Annotated in this window: 7 protein-coding genes; 4 read left to right on the forward strand and 3 right to left on the reverse strand. The window is 68.5% G+C overall.

Annotated elements, in window-relative coordinates:
* Positions 1-2: 2 nt before the first annotated feature.
* The 4 genes from Q0309_RS12475 to Q0309_RS12490 are packed head-to-tail and all read left to right on the forward strand — an operon-like array spanning position 3 to position 4,277.
* Positions 3-899, forward strand: a complete 897-nt coding sequence (locus tag Q0309_RS12475; RefSeq protein ID WP_299441376.1) for a hypothetical protein — start codon at positions 3-5, stop codon at positions 897-899.
* On the forward strand, positions 896-2,245 hold the full coding sequence (locus tag Q0309_RS12480; RefSeq protein WP_299441379.1) for an NADH:flavin oxidoreductase: 1,350 nt from the start codon (positions 896-898) through the stop codon (positions 2,243-2,245). The genes Q0309_RS12475 and Q0309_RS12480 overlap by 4 nt, the downstream gene beginning before the upstream one ends.
* Positions 2,242-3,798 carry a hypothetical protein gene (locus Q0309_RS12485; RefSeq protein ID WP_299441382.1) on the forward strand — a complete coding sequence of 519 codons (1,557 nt, stop codon included), beginning with the start codon at positions 2,242-2,244 and terminating at the stop codon, positions 3,796-3,798. Before Q0309_RS12480 ends, Q0309_RS12485 begins: the two co-directional genes overlap by 4 nt.
* 53 nt (positions 3,799-3,851) lie before the next feature.
* Entirely contained in the window at positions 3,852-4,277 is a 426-nt protein-coding gene (locus Q0309_RS12490; protein WP_299441385.1) for a hypothetical protein, read from the forward strand.
* A gap of 612 nt (positions 4,278-4,889) precedes the next feature.
* On the opposite strand, the gene Q0309_RS12495 is transcribed toward Q0309_RS12490, so the two are convergent.
* Genes Q0309_RS12495 through Q0309_RS12505 form a run of 3 tightly spaced genes read right to left on the reverse strand, consistent with a single transcriptional unit; the run spans position 4,890 to position 15,387 of the window.
* Positions 4,890-11,465 (reverse strand): EAL domain-containing protein, encoded by a 6,576-nt coding sequence (locus Q0309_RS12495; RefSeq protein WP_299441388.1) that lies wholly within the window; start codon positions 11,463-11,465, stop codon positions 4,890-4,892.
* Positions 11,466-11,476: 11 nt separating this feature from the next.
* On the reverse strand, positions 11,477-14,320 hold the full coding sequence (locus Q0309_RS12500) for a PAS domain S-box protein (RefSeq protein ID WP_299441391.1): 2,844 nt from the start codon (positions 14,318-14,320) through the stop codon (positions 11,477-11,479).
* Entirely contained in the window at positions 14,317-15,387 is a 1,071-nt protein-coding gene (locus Q0309_RS12505; RefSeq protein ID WP_299441394.1) for a BMP family ABC transporter substrate-binding protein, read from the reverse strand. The genes Q0309_RS12500 and Q0309_RS12505 overlap by 4 nt, the downstream gene beginning before the upstream one ends.
* Positions 15,388-15,492: the final 105 nt, after the last annotated feature.

Genomic DNA, 15,492 nt, shown 5'->3' on the forward strand with positions numbered 1-15,492 from the left:
CCATGACACGGCGGATCCGCATCCCGTTCCTGATCGACCTCATCCGGGTCAACGACGCGGCGACCATCCGCGCGGTGGCGGACGAGGTGGCGCTGGACCGCGGGTTTGAGCCGCCGCTCGGGCCGCTGGTCAACCGGCACGTCTTCCGCCGCGTGCGCGGCGCGTTGCAGGCGCCGGACGGGCCGCTGCCGTCGCTGCGCCGCCGCGACGACACGGTTCGGCAAGAGGCACAGGCCGCCCTGACGGCCCGCCTGGAGGGCGATCCCGCCGACCTGCTCGACGACGAAACCCTGGACAAACTGGCCGCCCGCGTGCGCGGCGCGGGCGGGGAGGCCGGCCCGCTGGCGCAGCAACTGATCGGGCGCCTGTTCCGGGCGGACTATACCGCCACGGCCGAGACCTGGGACGCCGCGTGGGTGGTTCAGACCACCGCGCAGAGCAACAATGTCGTCCGCTACTGGCTGTGGCTGCTGACCGGGCGCATCACCCGGGCGCAAAAGGTGCTGTCGGACGCCGTGTCCGGCGACGCGGCCGGCGTCCACGCCACGGGCATCGCCGTTCACAACCTTGTCGACAGCATCGAGCGGCTGGCGGCCCTGTACCGCGACGAATACCTGCGAACGACCACCAGTACGGACGAGGTGATCGCCCGCGCGCTGCTGGCGCCGCCGACCACCCTGCGGCAGGCGACGCGGCACGCGGATTGTCTGGCCGGATCGCTGCGCCCCGGCACGCTGGTCACCTTCTCCAGCCGCGAGGCGGGCACCAAGAGCCTGGATCCGCGCGTGGTCTTCATGCGCGACTCCTGGAGCGCGTGCCCGGCCCACGCGCTGGTGCCGGCCATGATCGCGGCGGTGTGGACCCGCGCCGTCGCCGGGCAGGGGAGGGCGGGCGCATGAGCGACGACATGATCTTCTCGCCCCTGGCCTTCCGCTCGCTGACGCTCAAGAACCGGGTGCTGCGCTCCAACATCTCCGGCCGCTTCGACAACGAGGACGGTTCGCTGACCCAGACCCGGATCAATTGGGAGACCAAGTTCGCCGCCGGTGGCGTCGGTGGCATCATCTCGTCCTACGTGCCGGTGCTGATGGAAGGGCGCATCATCGCCGGCTACGCCACCATCCACCGCGACGACTTCATTCCGTTGTGGCGGAGCCTGGGCGAGGCCGTGCACGCGCACGGGGCCAAGTACATCGTTCAGCTCAGCCACTCGGGCCGGCAGATGGACCTGCCCGGCGTGCACAACCAGCACCAGCCGACGCCCAGTTCGACCAGCCAGCCGGAAACGCTGCACGGATTCCTGTGCCGGGCCATGGGCGCGGGCGAGATCCGCCAGTTGGTGCAGGCGTTCGCCCGCGCCGCCTGGCGGGCGCGCGAGGCCGGGCTGGACGGAGTCGAGTTGCACGCGGCCAACGGCTACCTGTTCACCCAGTTCCTCAGTTCCGGCATCAACGACCGCAAGGACCTGTACGGCGGGTCGCTGCGCAACCGGGCGCGCTTCCTGCTCGATGTCATCGCCGCCATCCGCGAGACGGTCGGGCGCGACTTCCACCTGCAGGTCAAGCTCAGCGCCGTCGACCACAACAACATCATCCCGTGGGAAGGCAAGGGCAACACCCTGGCCGACACGGTGCAGGTGGCGCGCTGGTGTGAGGCGGCGGGGGCGGACGCCCTGCACGTCTCGACCGGGTCGCTGTTCCCGCATCCGCTGAACCCGCCGGGGGACCTGCCGCTGGAGGTGCTGGCGGTCACCTATGACGCCATGATCTCGTCCGGCATTCATGGGTTCCGGAATTTCCTGCTGTTCCGCTATCCGGCGCTGCGGCCGATCTTCCGCTGGCTGTGGTTCCGGCTCAAGGGCGACCGCGACAACGAGGCCATCAGTCTGAACGAAGCCCGGGTGATCAAGCAGGCGGTCTCGATCCCCGTGATCAGCACCGGCGGTTACCAATCGGCCTCGGTGGTGCGCGGCGCGCTGGAACGCGGCGACATCGACGCCGTGGCCATCGCCCGTTCGCTGGTGGCCAACAACGACCTGGTGGAGCACTGGCGCGCCGGTCTGGAGCAGCCGCCACGCCCCTGCACCTACTGCAACAAGTGCCTGCTGAACGCGCCGAAGAACCCGATGGGCTGCTACGAGGAGAGCCGCTACGACAGCCGCGAGCAAATGCTCGACGAGGTGATGTCCATCTATCGCACGCGGGGCGCGTTGGCGATCCCGCCGGTTGACGGAGCCGCCGCATGACCCCGGGCGCGCCCATCACCGCCGTCGAGGTGGAACTGGCGCGGCGCCGGCGGTGGCGGCGGTGGATCGTCGCGGCCGTGGTCCTGGTCGTGCTCGTCGCCCTGGTGGTGCTGTGGGTGGTGGCCGGGGCGGCGCTGCGCCTGACCGACGAGTCGACGCCCCGGTTCGACGATCCGGTGGAGCACTTCATGCACGGTTCCATCGGCGCCGAGCCGGCCAGCGGCCTGCCCTACAAGCTGTGGGCGGTCCTGCCCGACCTGTTCCCGGAAGCGTTCGAGGGCCGCCCGGACTACACCGCGTTCGGGTTCCTGTACGACACCGACGACCCCGACCAAGGCGACCTGCCGATCGGCATTTCCCGCCGCCGCGCGTTTGGAGTCGAGGTGGTGTGGTTCAACTGCGCGGTCTGCCACACCGGCACCTATCGCCTGGACGCCGAGGCGGAGCCGGTGATCGTCCCCGGGATGCCCTCCAACAACCTGGATCTGTACGGATTCGTCGCCTTCCTGCTGGACATCGCCGACGACCCGCGCCTCGCCACCGAGCCCGTGCTGACAGCGATCGAGGCGAGCGGGCAGTCGCTGGGTCTGCTCGAACGGGTGTTCTGGACCAATGTGGTGCTGCCGCAGGTGCGCGAGGGCCTGCTGTTCCGTCAGGTCCGTCTGGGGCCGCTTCTGGCGGAACAACCGGCCTGGGGACCGGGGCGCGTGGACACGTTCAACCCGTACAAGGTCGTCTCGCTGGTGCCGCCGATCAGGCCGCTGACCGAGGACGAGGCGGTCGGCGCGGCCGATTTCCCGTCCATCTTCCTGCAGGGGCCGCGTGCCGGCATGTCCCTGCACTGGGACGGCAACAACCCGTCGCTGGCCGAGCGCAACCTGTCCGCTGCCCTGGGGGCGGGCGTGACGCCGGAAACCGTCGACCACGCGGCCATTGAGCGGGTGGCGGACTGGCTGTTGACCCTGCCGCCGCCGCCCAGCCCGATCGAGACCGACGACGCACTGGCGGTCGAGGGACGCGCGCTCTACATGGACCACTGCGCGGCCTGCCATGGGTACCTGGCCGAGGACGGCACGTACCGGTTCGAAGGCGAACACCTGGGGCAGGTGGAGCCGATCGACCGCATCGGCACCGACCCGGGCCGCCTGGACTCGTACACGCCGGCCTTCCGCGAGCGGCAGCTGAGCGACCTGTTCGCCGGCACGCCCTATCACTTCCGGCACTTCGTCAAGACCGACGGCTACGCCAACCATCCCCTGGATGGGCTATGGCTGCGTGCGCCCTACCTGCACAACGGATCGGTGCCGACGCTGGCCGACCTGCTCCTGCCGCCCCACGAGCGGCCGGTTGCCTTCGTGCGCGGCTTCGACGTCGTGGATCAGGACCGTGGCGGGTTTGTCGCGCCGCCCTGCGATCCGGACGGCACCGCCCCGGCCGAGGGGTTCTGCTTCGATACCCGGCTGCCCGGCAACGGCAGCCAGGGCCACGTCTATGGAACAACCCTGAGCGAGGCGGAGCGGTCCGCCCTGCTCGCGTACCTGCTGAGATTCTAAGGAGTCACTTCAATGGTCAAGTCGACGACCTTTGGGACGGGGAGGCCGCGGACATGACGGACTCGCTTTCGATCGGCTGGACCCGCGCCCAGGCCGACAACGCCTACAAGACTCACCGCCGCCTTCTCGCGGTCAACCTCGTGCTGCAAAGTGTGGCCGCCGTGAGCGTGCTGATCACGCCGGCCTGGCTGCTCGGCATTCTTGGCTTGACGGTGACGGCCGAGGTCGAGGCCTGGGCGCGCGTCTGGGCGATGATGGTCCTGATCGTCAGCGCCTTCCAGATCCCCGGCTGGCTCAACCCCGTCTACAACCGCCTGCCCCACGTGATCGGCGTCCTCGCCCGCGCAGCCCTGGCCATCTTGTTCCTGATCCTGGGGGGTGGGTTCGTGTGGATGGCGCTGTTCGACGGCGGGTTCGCCGTGGCGCTGTACGTGACCTACCGCCGCTTGGTGATCGCCGAGTTGCAGACCCGGCCATGAGGGCAGAGCGACGTCTCTTGGGTGGGATGGAGCCCCCTTCCGACGGCTTCAGTGCGTCTGGACACTGGTTCCATACCGCCCGACGAAAAGGTTGGCGTTTTCGTCGGGCGGCCAACGCGCCTCTGGCGTCACTTCGCGACGCCAGCTTCACCAAAATGGCGCCGGCGGGCCGAAGCCCCGGAGCCGCGCCCCCGAACGTGTAAATTGGCCTGGCAAAATGACCCCCAATAGGCTGGGCGTCATTCCACGAAAAAATTAGTATAATGAATTCTTCCCCATAGATAGGGGTCAACGGGGCGCCGATCCAGGGGTCAGCCGCCGCGCCGATTTCCAATCGGTGGCAACTGATACCGTCCGACGAATGAACTGACTTGATTCGTCGGCCGGCCGGCGCGCCCCTGGCATCGCTTCGGGATGCCAGCTTCAACCAAAATGGGGCCGGCGCCCACGGCGCCGCTTCGCGGCGCCGACAAAGTTTGGCCGCCCTTTGGGTGGCCGGGGCTGCGGAGCCGCGCGCCCCCATGGGGCGCTGCGGCGAAAAAAACAAAGACTCGGCATCACCGGCGCCCAGAAGCGACCAGCCGGACGAGTCAATCCAATCGTCGGGCGGTTTTAGCCCGCGTGCGCCTGCTCCCACGCCGCCAGCCAGGCGTCGAACTCCTCCGCCGGCATGGGCTTGGCGACCACATAGCCCTGTACCATGTCCACGCCCAGCGACGCCACGAGGTCCCAGTCCTCCTGGGTTTCGGCGCCCTCGGCCACGGTGCTCATGCCCAGGCTCCTGGCCAGGCCCACACTGGACTCCAGGATGGCCCGCGCCGCCGGGTCGCGCGCCGCGCCGAAGACGAACGCGCGATCGATCTTCAGTTCGTTGAAGGGAATGCGCTTGAGCTGCTCCAGCGACGAATGCCCCGTGCCGAAGTCGTCGATGGACAGGGACACGCCTTTCAGCCGCAACCGGGCCAGGATCTCCAGCGAACTGCGCAGGTCGCGCATCAGGCCGGTTTCCGTCACCTCCAGAACAATGTGCGACGGGTCCAGGCCATTGCTGGCCGCCGTCTCCACGATCATCTGCGGCAGGTCGAAGCGCGTCAGCGAGTCCACCGAGATGTTGACCGCCACCTTGATGTCCCGCCCCTCGGCCAGCCAGCGGCCGCCCTGCTCGGTGGCCTTGGCGAACACGGCGTCGGTCAGGGCGGCGATCAGGCCGGTATCCTCGGCCACCGGCACGAAGGCCATCGGCGGGATCAGACCCCGGTCGCGGTGCCGCCAGCGGACCAGGCTTTCCACGCCCACCACCTTCCGGTCGCGGATGCGAACCTTGGGCTGGAAGTAGACCAGCAGTTCGTCGCCGTCGATGCCGCGGCGCAGATCGTCCTCGCCGATGCGGTCGACGGCCTGCCCGGCGTGACGGGGCAGCGCCGGCGCGTGGTCCAGGCTTTCCAGTACGGCGGCCAGCTTGGCCGGCGTGATGGGCTTCGACAGCGCCCCCAGCACATGCAGGCCGTGGGCGTTGGCCAGGTTCTTGGCGGTGCTCAGAACGCGCTGATCCTCGCCGCTGATGAGCACGATGGCGCCGGCGAAGCCCGTCTGCGTCAGGTGGCGCAGGAACTCGACCCCGTCCATCCCCGGCATGTTGAGATCGCACAGGATCACGTCGGTTCCCTCGGACTTGACGCGATCCAGGGCCGCGTGCCCGTCCTCGCACAGTGTGACCGAGGTCGCGCCCAGCCCCTTGAGCACGCGGCTGATGAGCTTGCGCATGAACACTTCGTCGTCGACGACCAGGAACGCCAGCGACGACAGCGACTGAGGGGTCAGTGGCATGGACGTCTCTCCAGGACTATGGCCGTTGGCGGGGTCCGACCCATCGGGTCCGTCGGCGAGCGCGTCGGCCAGGTGCCGCACGTGCTCCTCGATCCGGGCGAACACCTCCCCCAGGCGGGTCTGCAGGGTGGCGACAGCGGCCCAGTCCCTTGCTTCGCAGGCCTTGATCATCGCCTTCGCCGTGTGTGCGAGGGCCTCGGCGCCGATCGCGCGTGCCGACGATTTGAGCTTGTAGGCGGCGCGGATGATGTCGCTGGCGGCCTGGTCGGCGATGGCCGCGTCGATGTCGGCGAGCAGGTCGCGCGCCGGGGCAATGAACTCCGTCAGGATCAGGTCGACCGCCTCGGCATCGCGGCCGAAGACCGCCAGAAGCGCCGCGCTGTCGACGATCCGGTCATCGTCCGCGCCAAGGTCTGGGGCCTCCTGTTCCGCCGGTCGCGACGTCCCGCTGATAAAGGCTTCGACCGTGGCGAAGGCGGGCGCGATGGCCGGCGCGATGGCCTTGACCCGGGGCAGGTCTCCCCCCTTGCCGGCCAGTTCCACCTCCTGGCAGAGATCGGCCAAAGCGGTGGCGCCGATGGCCCGCGCGGCTGATTTCAGCTTGTGGGCGGCATCGCCCGAGACCTGCGCCTGATTGGCGGCCACGGCCGCCATGATCTCTTCGATGATGGCGCGGGCCGGGTCCACGAACTCGTTCATCACCTCGCGGATGGCCTCCGCGTCGTCGCCGAACACATCGCGCAGGACGGCCGGGTCAAGGGGCGAGACCCCGCCCGCGCCGGCTTCGGCGCCCGCCGGCGGGTCCTCCGGCGGATCGGCGGCACCCTCGTCGTCCCCGGCGTCGGGGGCCGCCAACGCGCTGGCGGGCATCCACTTGGCGAGCAGAGCCTTCAGCTTGCGCATCTCCAGGGGCTTGGTGAGATAGTCGTCCATGCCCACGGCCAGGCAGCGGTCGGCCTCGCCCTGCAGGGCGCTGGCGGTGATGGCGACGATCGGCAGGGGGGCGCCGTCGGCGTTGGACAGTCCGCGCTCACGGATGGCGGCCGTCAGGGCGAACCCGTCCATGCGCGGCATGTGGCAGTCCGTGAGCAACAGGGCATGACTGCCGTTTTCCAACGCCTCCAGCGCTTCCTGCCCGTCGCCGGTCACCTGGCAGGCGAACCCGAGTTGGTCCAACTGGCGACGGATGACGTCCTGACTGGTCACGTTGTCCTCGGCCACCAGGATGAGTTGACCGGCGGCGCGCGCCTGGTCGACCGTGGGCGCCTTGCGGCGGCGACGGGCATTGGCCGCATTGTCTTGCTGGTGTTCGATGTCCGGGCTCATCCGTCCGGTCGCCACGGCGATCGCCCGCAGGACTGTCGAGCGCAGGATGGGCGCGGACTGCACCGCGACCACGTTCCCGGTCGGCGCGACGCGCCCGGTCGCCAGCCGATCCGGGGTGAGGTAGACGAAGCGGGTGGGAGCCTGTTCCTGGATCGCGGCCAGCACGGCATCGGCCGTCGCCCCGCCCAGCGTATCCGACACCACCACGGCGTCGGGTGGCGCGGCGGCCGCTTCGAGGTCGGCGAGCGAGGCCAGGCGGACGACGGTCGCCCCGCGCGCCGTGCCGTAGCGTTCGATGGTGTCCGCGTCGTCAGGGTCGCTCACCAGGCACCCAAGGCGCACGCCGGTGAGGTCCGGGTCCTCGTCATCGGCATCCGCCAACACCGGCAGGGGCAGCGTCACCGTGAACGTCGAGCCCTCGTCCAGCGTGCTCTGGACGTCGATGGCGCCGCCCATCATGGTGGTCAGCGTGCGGCACACCGACAGGCCCAGCCCGGTGCCGCCGAAGCGGCGGGTGGTGGACTGGTCGGCCTGGGTGAAGGGCTGGAACAGCTTGGCGATCGTCTCTGCCGACATGCCGATGCCGTTGTCGGTGATGGCGATGACGATGAGGGCGCGCGCGCCCTGACCCTCGCCGGCGTCGGGCTCGATCGCCTTGAGGTCCACCCTGACGCGGACGCGGCCCTGGTGATCGTCCGTCGTCTGGGTGAACTTGATCGCGTTGCCGGCCAGGTTGAACAGGATCTGGCGCAGCCGCACCTGGTCGCCCAGCACCCGGGGCGGAATCGCGGGATCGACGAACAGGGACAGCGTGACCGCCTTCTTGGCGGCGTTGGCCAGCAGGGTTTCGATCACGCCTTCAACGGTATCACGCACCGAGATGGGGACGGATTCCAGGTGCAAGCGTCCCGCCTCGATCTTCGAGTGATCGAGAATGTCGTTGATGATTTGCAGCAGCGCGAAGGCGGACTCGCGCACGGTGTTCATCATCGTGCGCTGGTCCATGCTCAGGGTGGTTTCCAGCAGCAGATCGATCATGCCGACGACGCCGTTCATGGGCGTGCGGATTTCATGGCTCATGGCGGCCAGGAAGTTCGACTTGGCGCGGTTGGCGGCCTCGGCCCGGTCGCGCAGCATGTCGGCGCGTTTGCGCTCCTCGGCCAGGTCGAACATCATGTTGAGCGCGGCGCGGCGGGCCTGCCCGAGTTCGTCGACCCGGGTGGACAGTTCGCGCTCCATCCGTTTGCGGTCGGAAATGTCGGTGGAAATGCCGCAGATGCCCTCGGCCACGCCCGTCGAGTCAGGCAGCGGCACCCGCCGGGACAACAGGACGGTTTCCGCGCCCCCATCGCCGGCCCCGGTTGGGCACGGTTCCTCGTTTTCCAGCGGGCGGTTCGTCGCCATCACGGTCTGATCGTTGTCCCGGTACTGACGGGCGAGGTCCTCGGGGAACAGATCCAGGTCGGTGCGCCCGATCACCTGCTGGCGCGGCCGGCCGAAGCTGGTTTCCCATTGCCGGTTGACGAAGATGTACCGGCCGTCCCGATCCTTGGCGTAGATCAGCGCCGGGCTGTTTTCCAACACCCCTTCGAGCAACTGCCGACTGCGATGCAGCGCCTGTTCGTCCTGCTTGCGCCGGGTGATGTCCCGGCAGATCCCGAACAGGCCGACGACCCGCCCCGCCTTGTCGTGCAGAAGCTGCTTTTTCACGTCCATCCAGTGTGACGTGCCGCCTGCGCTGGTCCACTTCTGCACCTCGTCGAGGGACGTCAACGTGCCGTCAAGCAACAGGCGCTCCTCGGCCAGGGTCACGTCGGCGTGATCGGGCGGCAGCAGATCCTGGTCGGTCCGTCCGAGCAGGTCGCGCCAGGAGGGATGCCCGGTAAAGGCGGCCAGGGTCTGGCTTGCCGCCTGGTAGCGGTGCGCGGTGTCCTTGATGAGCACGAAGTCGCTGGTGTTCTCCAGCAGGGCGACGAAGTTGCGGGTCTGGGCGGCCAGGGCGCTGACGTCGCGGCTCCAGATCAACAGCAGGTCCGTCTCGTCGCGCCGCGCGCGCGAGATGGTGACCTCCAGATCCAGCCAGACGCCGGCGCGGGTTTTCTGACGGGCCTCCAGGTTGATGGACGGGGCCGTCTCCAGGGTTTCGAAGAACGCTTGCACGCTTGGCAGGTCCAGAGTCTCGTCCAGCGCGCTGGCCTCCATGCCCACCAAATCCGCGCGCGCGTAGCCGAGCCGCTGGCAGACGGCGTTGTTGACGTACTCCAGGCGGCCATCGTCGACCCGCACCCACATGATCCCGTCGATGGCATTGTCCATCGCGGCTTGCGTGAAGCGCAGACGATCCTCCGTTTCCCGCCGTTTGGTGATGTCGGTGAAGGAGCCGCCCACGCGGGTCGCCCGCCCCTGGTCGTCGCGCACCGCACCGGCGCGCTGCTGCACCCAGATATAGTCTCCGGCCTGCGTGGCCAGACGGCATTCGATGTCGAAGGGAACATCGCGGTCCAGGTGCGCCTGAAACGCCGCCCGCACCCTCTCCCTATCATCGGGGTGGAGCAGGGCGACCAGGGTCTCGAACGTGTTGGGGACCGTCTCGGGGTCGTAACCGAGCATCTCCAGGCAGCGCGGCGACAGCCAGTCCTCGCCGCGTTCGAAATCGCGGATCCACACCGCGTCGCCGGTGCCCTGGACCGCCAGGGCGAACCGCTCCTGGCTCTGGCGCAGGTTTGTCTGGGTGGTGCCCAGGTCGCGGATCATCTCGTTGGCCGAGCGGCCCAACGCGGCGAACTCGGAAAACGACAGGCGCGACAGATCAATCGGCGTGTAGGTGCGCGACGCGTCCCGGAAAAAGCTGAGGAACAGGTCCATGTTGCGCAGCATCAGGGCGCGGCCGCGCCAGACCAGGGCAGCGGTGGCCAGCGCCATGAGCAGCATCACCAGCAAGGTCTGCAGGATGGCGACCCGCACGTTCCGGGCAACCGAAGCGCGAATGGCGGACAACTCTTTCTGAACCGCGTCGAGACGAACGGTCGCGCTGACCGCCCAGTCCCACGCCGGAACGCCCTGGACGTAGCTCAGGTGTGGTCCCTCGCCGGCGGCTGAACCCGACCCGAGGTCGTATTGCAGGAACCCGCCGCCCTTCTTGGCGATGCGGATCGAGGCCCTGACGAAGCTGAACCCGGTGCTGTCGGCAAGGTAGAGGATGTTGGTGCCCTGCGCGCGGCCCAGCAACGCCTCGCCGTCCCACCGCACGATCCGGATGCTGTCGATCTCGGGCATCACGAAGGCGCGGATGTCGCTCAGGACGCGTTCCTGGATGTCGTTTTCGACGTCCGCCACGTACTCGCCGCTGCCGATGACCCAGTCGAACGGCGCGAACAGCTTGACGTAGGCGACCTTGTTGAACAGCCGCTCCGTCGCCTTGTTCGGATGGCGCCAAGCGTATCGGTAGAATCCCTCTTCGCGCCGAAGGGCGAGGTCGATCATGCCGCCGGTCAGTCGATCGACGGGCGAGCCGCTGTTGTCCCGGACCAGGGTTCCCTCCAACTCCGGGTTGGCTGGCGCCAGTTGGTCGATCCCGTCGATCCCCAGGGCGAAAATGTACCCTCGTCCGTTGTTGAACCGGATAGGCCGCAGCGCCTCGCGCACCATGCCCTTGATTTCATCGAGGGAGTGCGTGTCCTTATAGGTTTCGTAGAGGTGACGCGCGACGGCGACCGCTTCCGTCGTGCGCGCGCGGACCATGGCCCGGACCCGCTGGTCGGTATCCTGGCGCGCCGAGTCAATGCGACGAACGATCTCGTGCACGGCATCGCGCACCTGTTCGCGCTGGCGGTCCAGAAAGGCGGCCTGCGCCAGTGAGACCTCGCGGTCCCGGGCCGACAACTCGTTGAGGATCTTCATTCCGCCGGTCAGCATGATACCGATGAGCGCGACGCCCAGCAGCACCGCCGAGGCCAGGCCGATCAGGGACGGCCGCCATCGGTCCGTGCCGGTCGGCACGCCGCCCAGGGCCTCATGCGTGTCACGGGGGGGCATGGGCGGCATCCCTAGTCGGCGATCTGATACGGGGGATTGTCGCCCAGGCGCGCGGTCAGGGCGTTGATCTCCCGCTTGAGGGTGATCATGCGCAGTTCCCGGCCGACGGCGATGCGGCTGAACTGCTCAAGCTCCAGCATTTTCGCCCTGACCTCGTCCTCGGCCCGCTTCCGTTTGGTGATGTCGAACACCCAGGCGAAAAAGGACTCTCCATCCGGCGTCGGGACGAGGGTCAGCAGGGCGTCGACCGTGCTGCCGTCCGCCCGCCGCAGCACGATCTCTTCGTTGAAGACGGTCTCGCCGGCGGCGGCCCGAGCCATGACGGCGTCGCGCTGGGCCGGGTCCTCGTAGAAATCGCGCGGATGGGTCTCGACCATCTCCTCTGGCGTCAGGCCCAGCATCGAGGCGGCGGCCGTATTGGCGAAGGACAGGTGTCCGGCCGCCGTGACGATGGTGGTGCCGACCGGCGACGTCTCCAGAATGGCGCGCAGGGTCTTTTCCTTTTCGTGGATGGCCTGCTCTGCGGCCTTCTGTTCCGTGATGTCGTAGACCCAGCAGAAATGGCTGCCTTGCGTTCCCGCCGGGATGAGCGTCACCAAGGCGGTCAGGGCATGGCCGTCGCGCCGGTGCAGGGTCACCTCGTGGTCGCGGATGGGTTCGCCGGCACGCAGGTGCTCCAGGAACAGCTGCTCGTCGCCGGTGTCGGCGTAGTACGAGGCCATCGAGGTCTCGTTGAGATCGTCCCTGTCGACGTCCAGCAGTGCCGCCATGGCGGCATTGGCGAAGGACAGGGACCCGTCGCGCTGCACCATGCCGGCCCCGACGGGCGAGGACTCCAGAATGGCGCGCAGGGTTTCCTCGTTGCGGCGCAACGCGTCCTCGGCGAGCTTGCGCTGGGTGACGTCCAGGAGCATTCCGTCCCATCCCCAACGCTCCTCGCCGCGCGGGTAGGCGCGCGCCGCGAGTTCGATCCATCGCGTTCCGCCGTCGGTGTCGATCACCCGGAAGGTGTGATGCAGGACGCTGTCGCCGGCTGACAGGCGCCGGAACTCGGCCTCAAGGTCGGGCCGGTCCGCCGGATGCACCCGGTCCAGGAGTGGATGGGCGGCGTCCGCGTCCGCGTCCGCGTCCGTGCCGGGATCCGGCCCGTCCCCCGAAAAACCGAACACGGCCTGCATGTCCGGGCTGGCGTACTCGATACGGGGGCGTCCGTCGGCACAAATCTCGAACTGCACCACCATGGCGGGGAGGTTCGCCGTCAGGTTCTGGAACCGGTCGGACTGGCGGCGGTTTTCCTCCAGGGCCTTGGTCAGCGCCTCCTCGGCCTTCATCCGGGCCGTGATGTCCGAGAAGATGGACACGAACCCGCCGCCCTTGATGGGGCCGCGGCGGACATCGACGAACCGGCCGTCGGGCCGGCGGCGTTGCATCTCGCAGGGTTCGAAGCGGGCGGCCTCCTCCATCTGCCGCGCGAAGATCGCCTCCGGGTCGCCCTCGCCAAATTCCTGTCGGGCCACGTCGTGTTGCACGAACGCGGCGTACTTCGTGCCGGGTTGGGCCAGGGCTTCGGGATAGTCGCGGATCTCAAGGAAGGGACGGTTCCAGGCGATCAGGTTGAGGTCCTTGTCGAACGCGGCGACGCCGACGGTCATGCTGTCCAGCACGGCCGTGACGAGATCGCGCTGGCGCTGCACCTGACCGGTCTTCTCGTCCACCGCCCGCACGAAGTGCTCGAAGCTGTGCGCCATGTCGGCGATTTCGTCGCCGCCGCCGATGTCGAGCGGCGGGCGGTGACCGTGGACATGGTCCTGCATGACCGCGCGAACCCGTCGCATCCGCCGCAGGACCTGAGTGTTGATATAGATCAGGCCGGCGACCGCCAGCAGGATCGACAGGATCGACGCCGCCAGCAGCACGGGCGTGCGGGTCATCACCGTCTGTTCGATGTCGGTGATGCCGACGCGCGTGCGATCCGCGATCCCATGGGTGAGGGCCGTGATGTGGTTGATCAGGCGGTCCAAGGCGACCAGACGCTTGACCGCGATCCGGATTTGCAGGTCGAGCCGCAGGGCCTGCAGGCGGGTCTCGAACACCGGTCGCAGGTGCGCCCGGACTTTCAGAAGCGCGGTGCTGACCGGCCGGTTCACGCTCGGGTCGGCCAGGAACCGATTGAGCAGCGACTCGAACCGGTCCCGATGGGCGGCCACCTGCGCCGGGCGGGTCGACAGGATCGCGGTCTCGGCCTGATCGACGATCTGCAGGAGCGCCACCATCTCCGGCTCCGGCGGCGCATTGGTGGGGCGGTCGGACGCGCCCTCCGCGCCAGGAGCATTCCCGTCGTCCGTCGCCACGGCGCGGACGATCCGGCGGGCATCGACCAACGAGCTCGCCGCCTCCCGCACGCGGACATCGAGGGTCTCGCGCTGGAGCATCAGGCCGTGCAGGTGCACGATGGCCTGTTCGACAAGCTCGACGTTGCGGTGCGCCGCCGCCTTGTCGTCGCCCCCCACCAGGTCGGGGTCCAGCTCGTCGATGGCCGCCTGCAGTGCCTCGGCGTTGTCGCGCACCGCGAACAGAAGCGTTTCCAGCTCGAACGATCCCGTCGCGTTGGGAATCTGGTGGGCGAGGCGTTCGATTTCCCGCGCCAGATCCTTGATGACGTCGGCCTGGGCAAACGTGGGCAAAACCCGGTCGGTCAGGGGCGTAATGCGGGCCGTCATCTGATGGAACGACAGCACGGACACGACGGACGACACCAGGATAAGGATCAGCATCCCCCCCATGGTCATCTTCAGCGATGTGGCGACCGTCATGCGCATGTCGGCGCGCGTCCCCGTGTCTGTCGTGTCGGTCATGGCGTGGTGCCAGCGGGCTCGAACGCGTGGCCAGGGCATCCGCTGTCGGTGCTGTAGGCGTTGACCACGATGTCCCCGACCAGGATGGCGAATTCGGCCTCCGCGATGGCGCGATAGGTCTCGTCGGAAAACAGGTGGACGTTATGCTCGTCGAGCGCCCAGCCAATGCCCCCCACGGGCAGGCCGAGAACATGCGTTCCCGGCGTCCAGGTTCCTCCCGCCAGGGACTTGAGCGAGCGGAAGACGGCAATGTCGACCCGTTTCAGCATTGAGGTCAGCACATGCCCCGGGGCTTCGCCGTTCTGGTTGTAGTCGACGCCGATGGCAAAGCGTGCCTCGGTCTCGGCCGCCGCGCGGATCACCCCGGCCCCGGTATGGCCGGCCGCATGGAAAACGACATCCGCGCCGGCCTCGAACTGTTGGCGGGCCAGGCGGTAGCCTGCCTCCGGATCATGGAAGGCGGAGACATCGTCGCCCGCCATGGCCATCTCGATGGCCACGTCCGGCGTCACGGACCGCGCGCCCTGGACAAACCCACACGCGAAGCGGCGGATGAGCGGCGAGTCCCAGCCGCCGACGAACCCGACGTGATCCCGGGACGACGCTGTGGCGGCGATGACGCCCATCAGGTAGGCGCCCTCATGCTCACGGAAGACCAGCGACTGCACGTTCATCCCGAACACGGACGCATCGATCAGAACAAACCGGACATCCGGATACCGGGGCGCCAGTTCGGCGAACGCCTGCTTGTAGGAAAAGCCGACGCCAATCAGCGCGGTATACCCCTGCTCCAGCGCGCGTTGCGCCTGGTGGGCCAGGGGCATCGGCGCCGAATCGTCAGCCGAGGCGAGGGCGAATTCCGCCACCGGCTGGCCGGTCAGGGTGGTGAACGCGTGCGCGCCGGCCAGGGCCATGTCCACGAACCCGCCGCCCGCGTCGTGAGGGCGAGACCGGTCTTCATCAAGCAGAATGGCCGGGCGGAAGTCCGACTCGGCCGCCGCCGCCGGCCGGACCGGCCCGGACAGGCTCAGCACGCAGACCAGAACCAGCAGAGGCAGCAGACGCATGGGCCGTTGATCCTTCCGCGCGACCGTGGGTGACCGACCCGACGCCCCGCCCGGCTTCTGGACAGCCTGCTGGACTGGTCCATAAAAAGCCATGAGTGGACGGGG

The organism is uncultured Rhodospira sp., from assembly GCF_937138205.1.
In the GTDB taxonomy this organism is placed as follows: Bacteria; Pseudomonadota; Alphaproteobacteria; order Rhodospirillales; family Rhodospirillaceae; genus Rhodospira.

Bases quoted from the DNA above. Each gene is read 5' to 3' on its own strand.
- Q0309_RS12475 (WP_299441376.1), top strand. From the start codon at position 3: ATGACACGGCGGATCCGCATCCCGTTCCTGATCGACCTCATCCGGGTC.
- Q0309_RS12500 (WP_299441391.1), bottom strand. From the start codon at position 14,320: ATGACCGACACGACAGACACGGGGACGCGCGCCGACATGCGCATGACG.
- Q0309_RS12485 (WP_299441382.1), top strand. From the start codon at position 2,242: ATGACCCCGGGCGCGCCCATCACCGCCGTCGAGGTGGAACTGGCGCGG.
- Q0309_RS12480 (WP_299441379.1), top strand. From the start codon at position 896: ATGAGCGACGACATGATCTTCTCGCCCCTGGCCTTCCGCTCGCTGACG.
- Q0309_RS12505 (WP_299441394.1), bottom strand. From the start codon at position 15,387: ATGCGTCTGCTGCCTCTGCTGGTTCTGGTCTGCGTGCTGAGCCTGTCC.
- Q0309_RS12490 (WP_299441385.1), top strand. From the start codon at position 3,852: ATGACGGACTCGCTTTCGATCGGCTGGACCCGCGCCCAGGCCGACAAC.
- Q0309_RS12495 (WP_299441388.1), bottom strand. From the start codon at position 11,465: ATGCCCCCCCGTGACACGCATGAGGCCCTGGGCGGCGTGCCGACCGGC.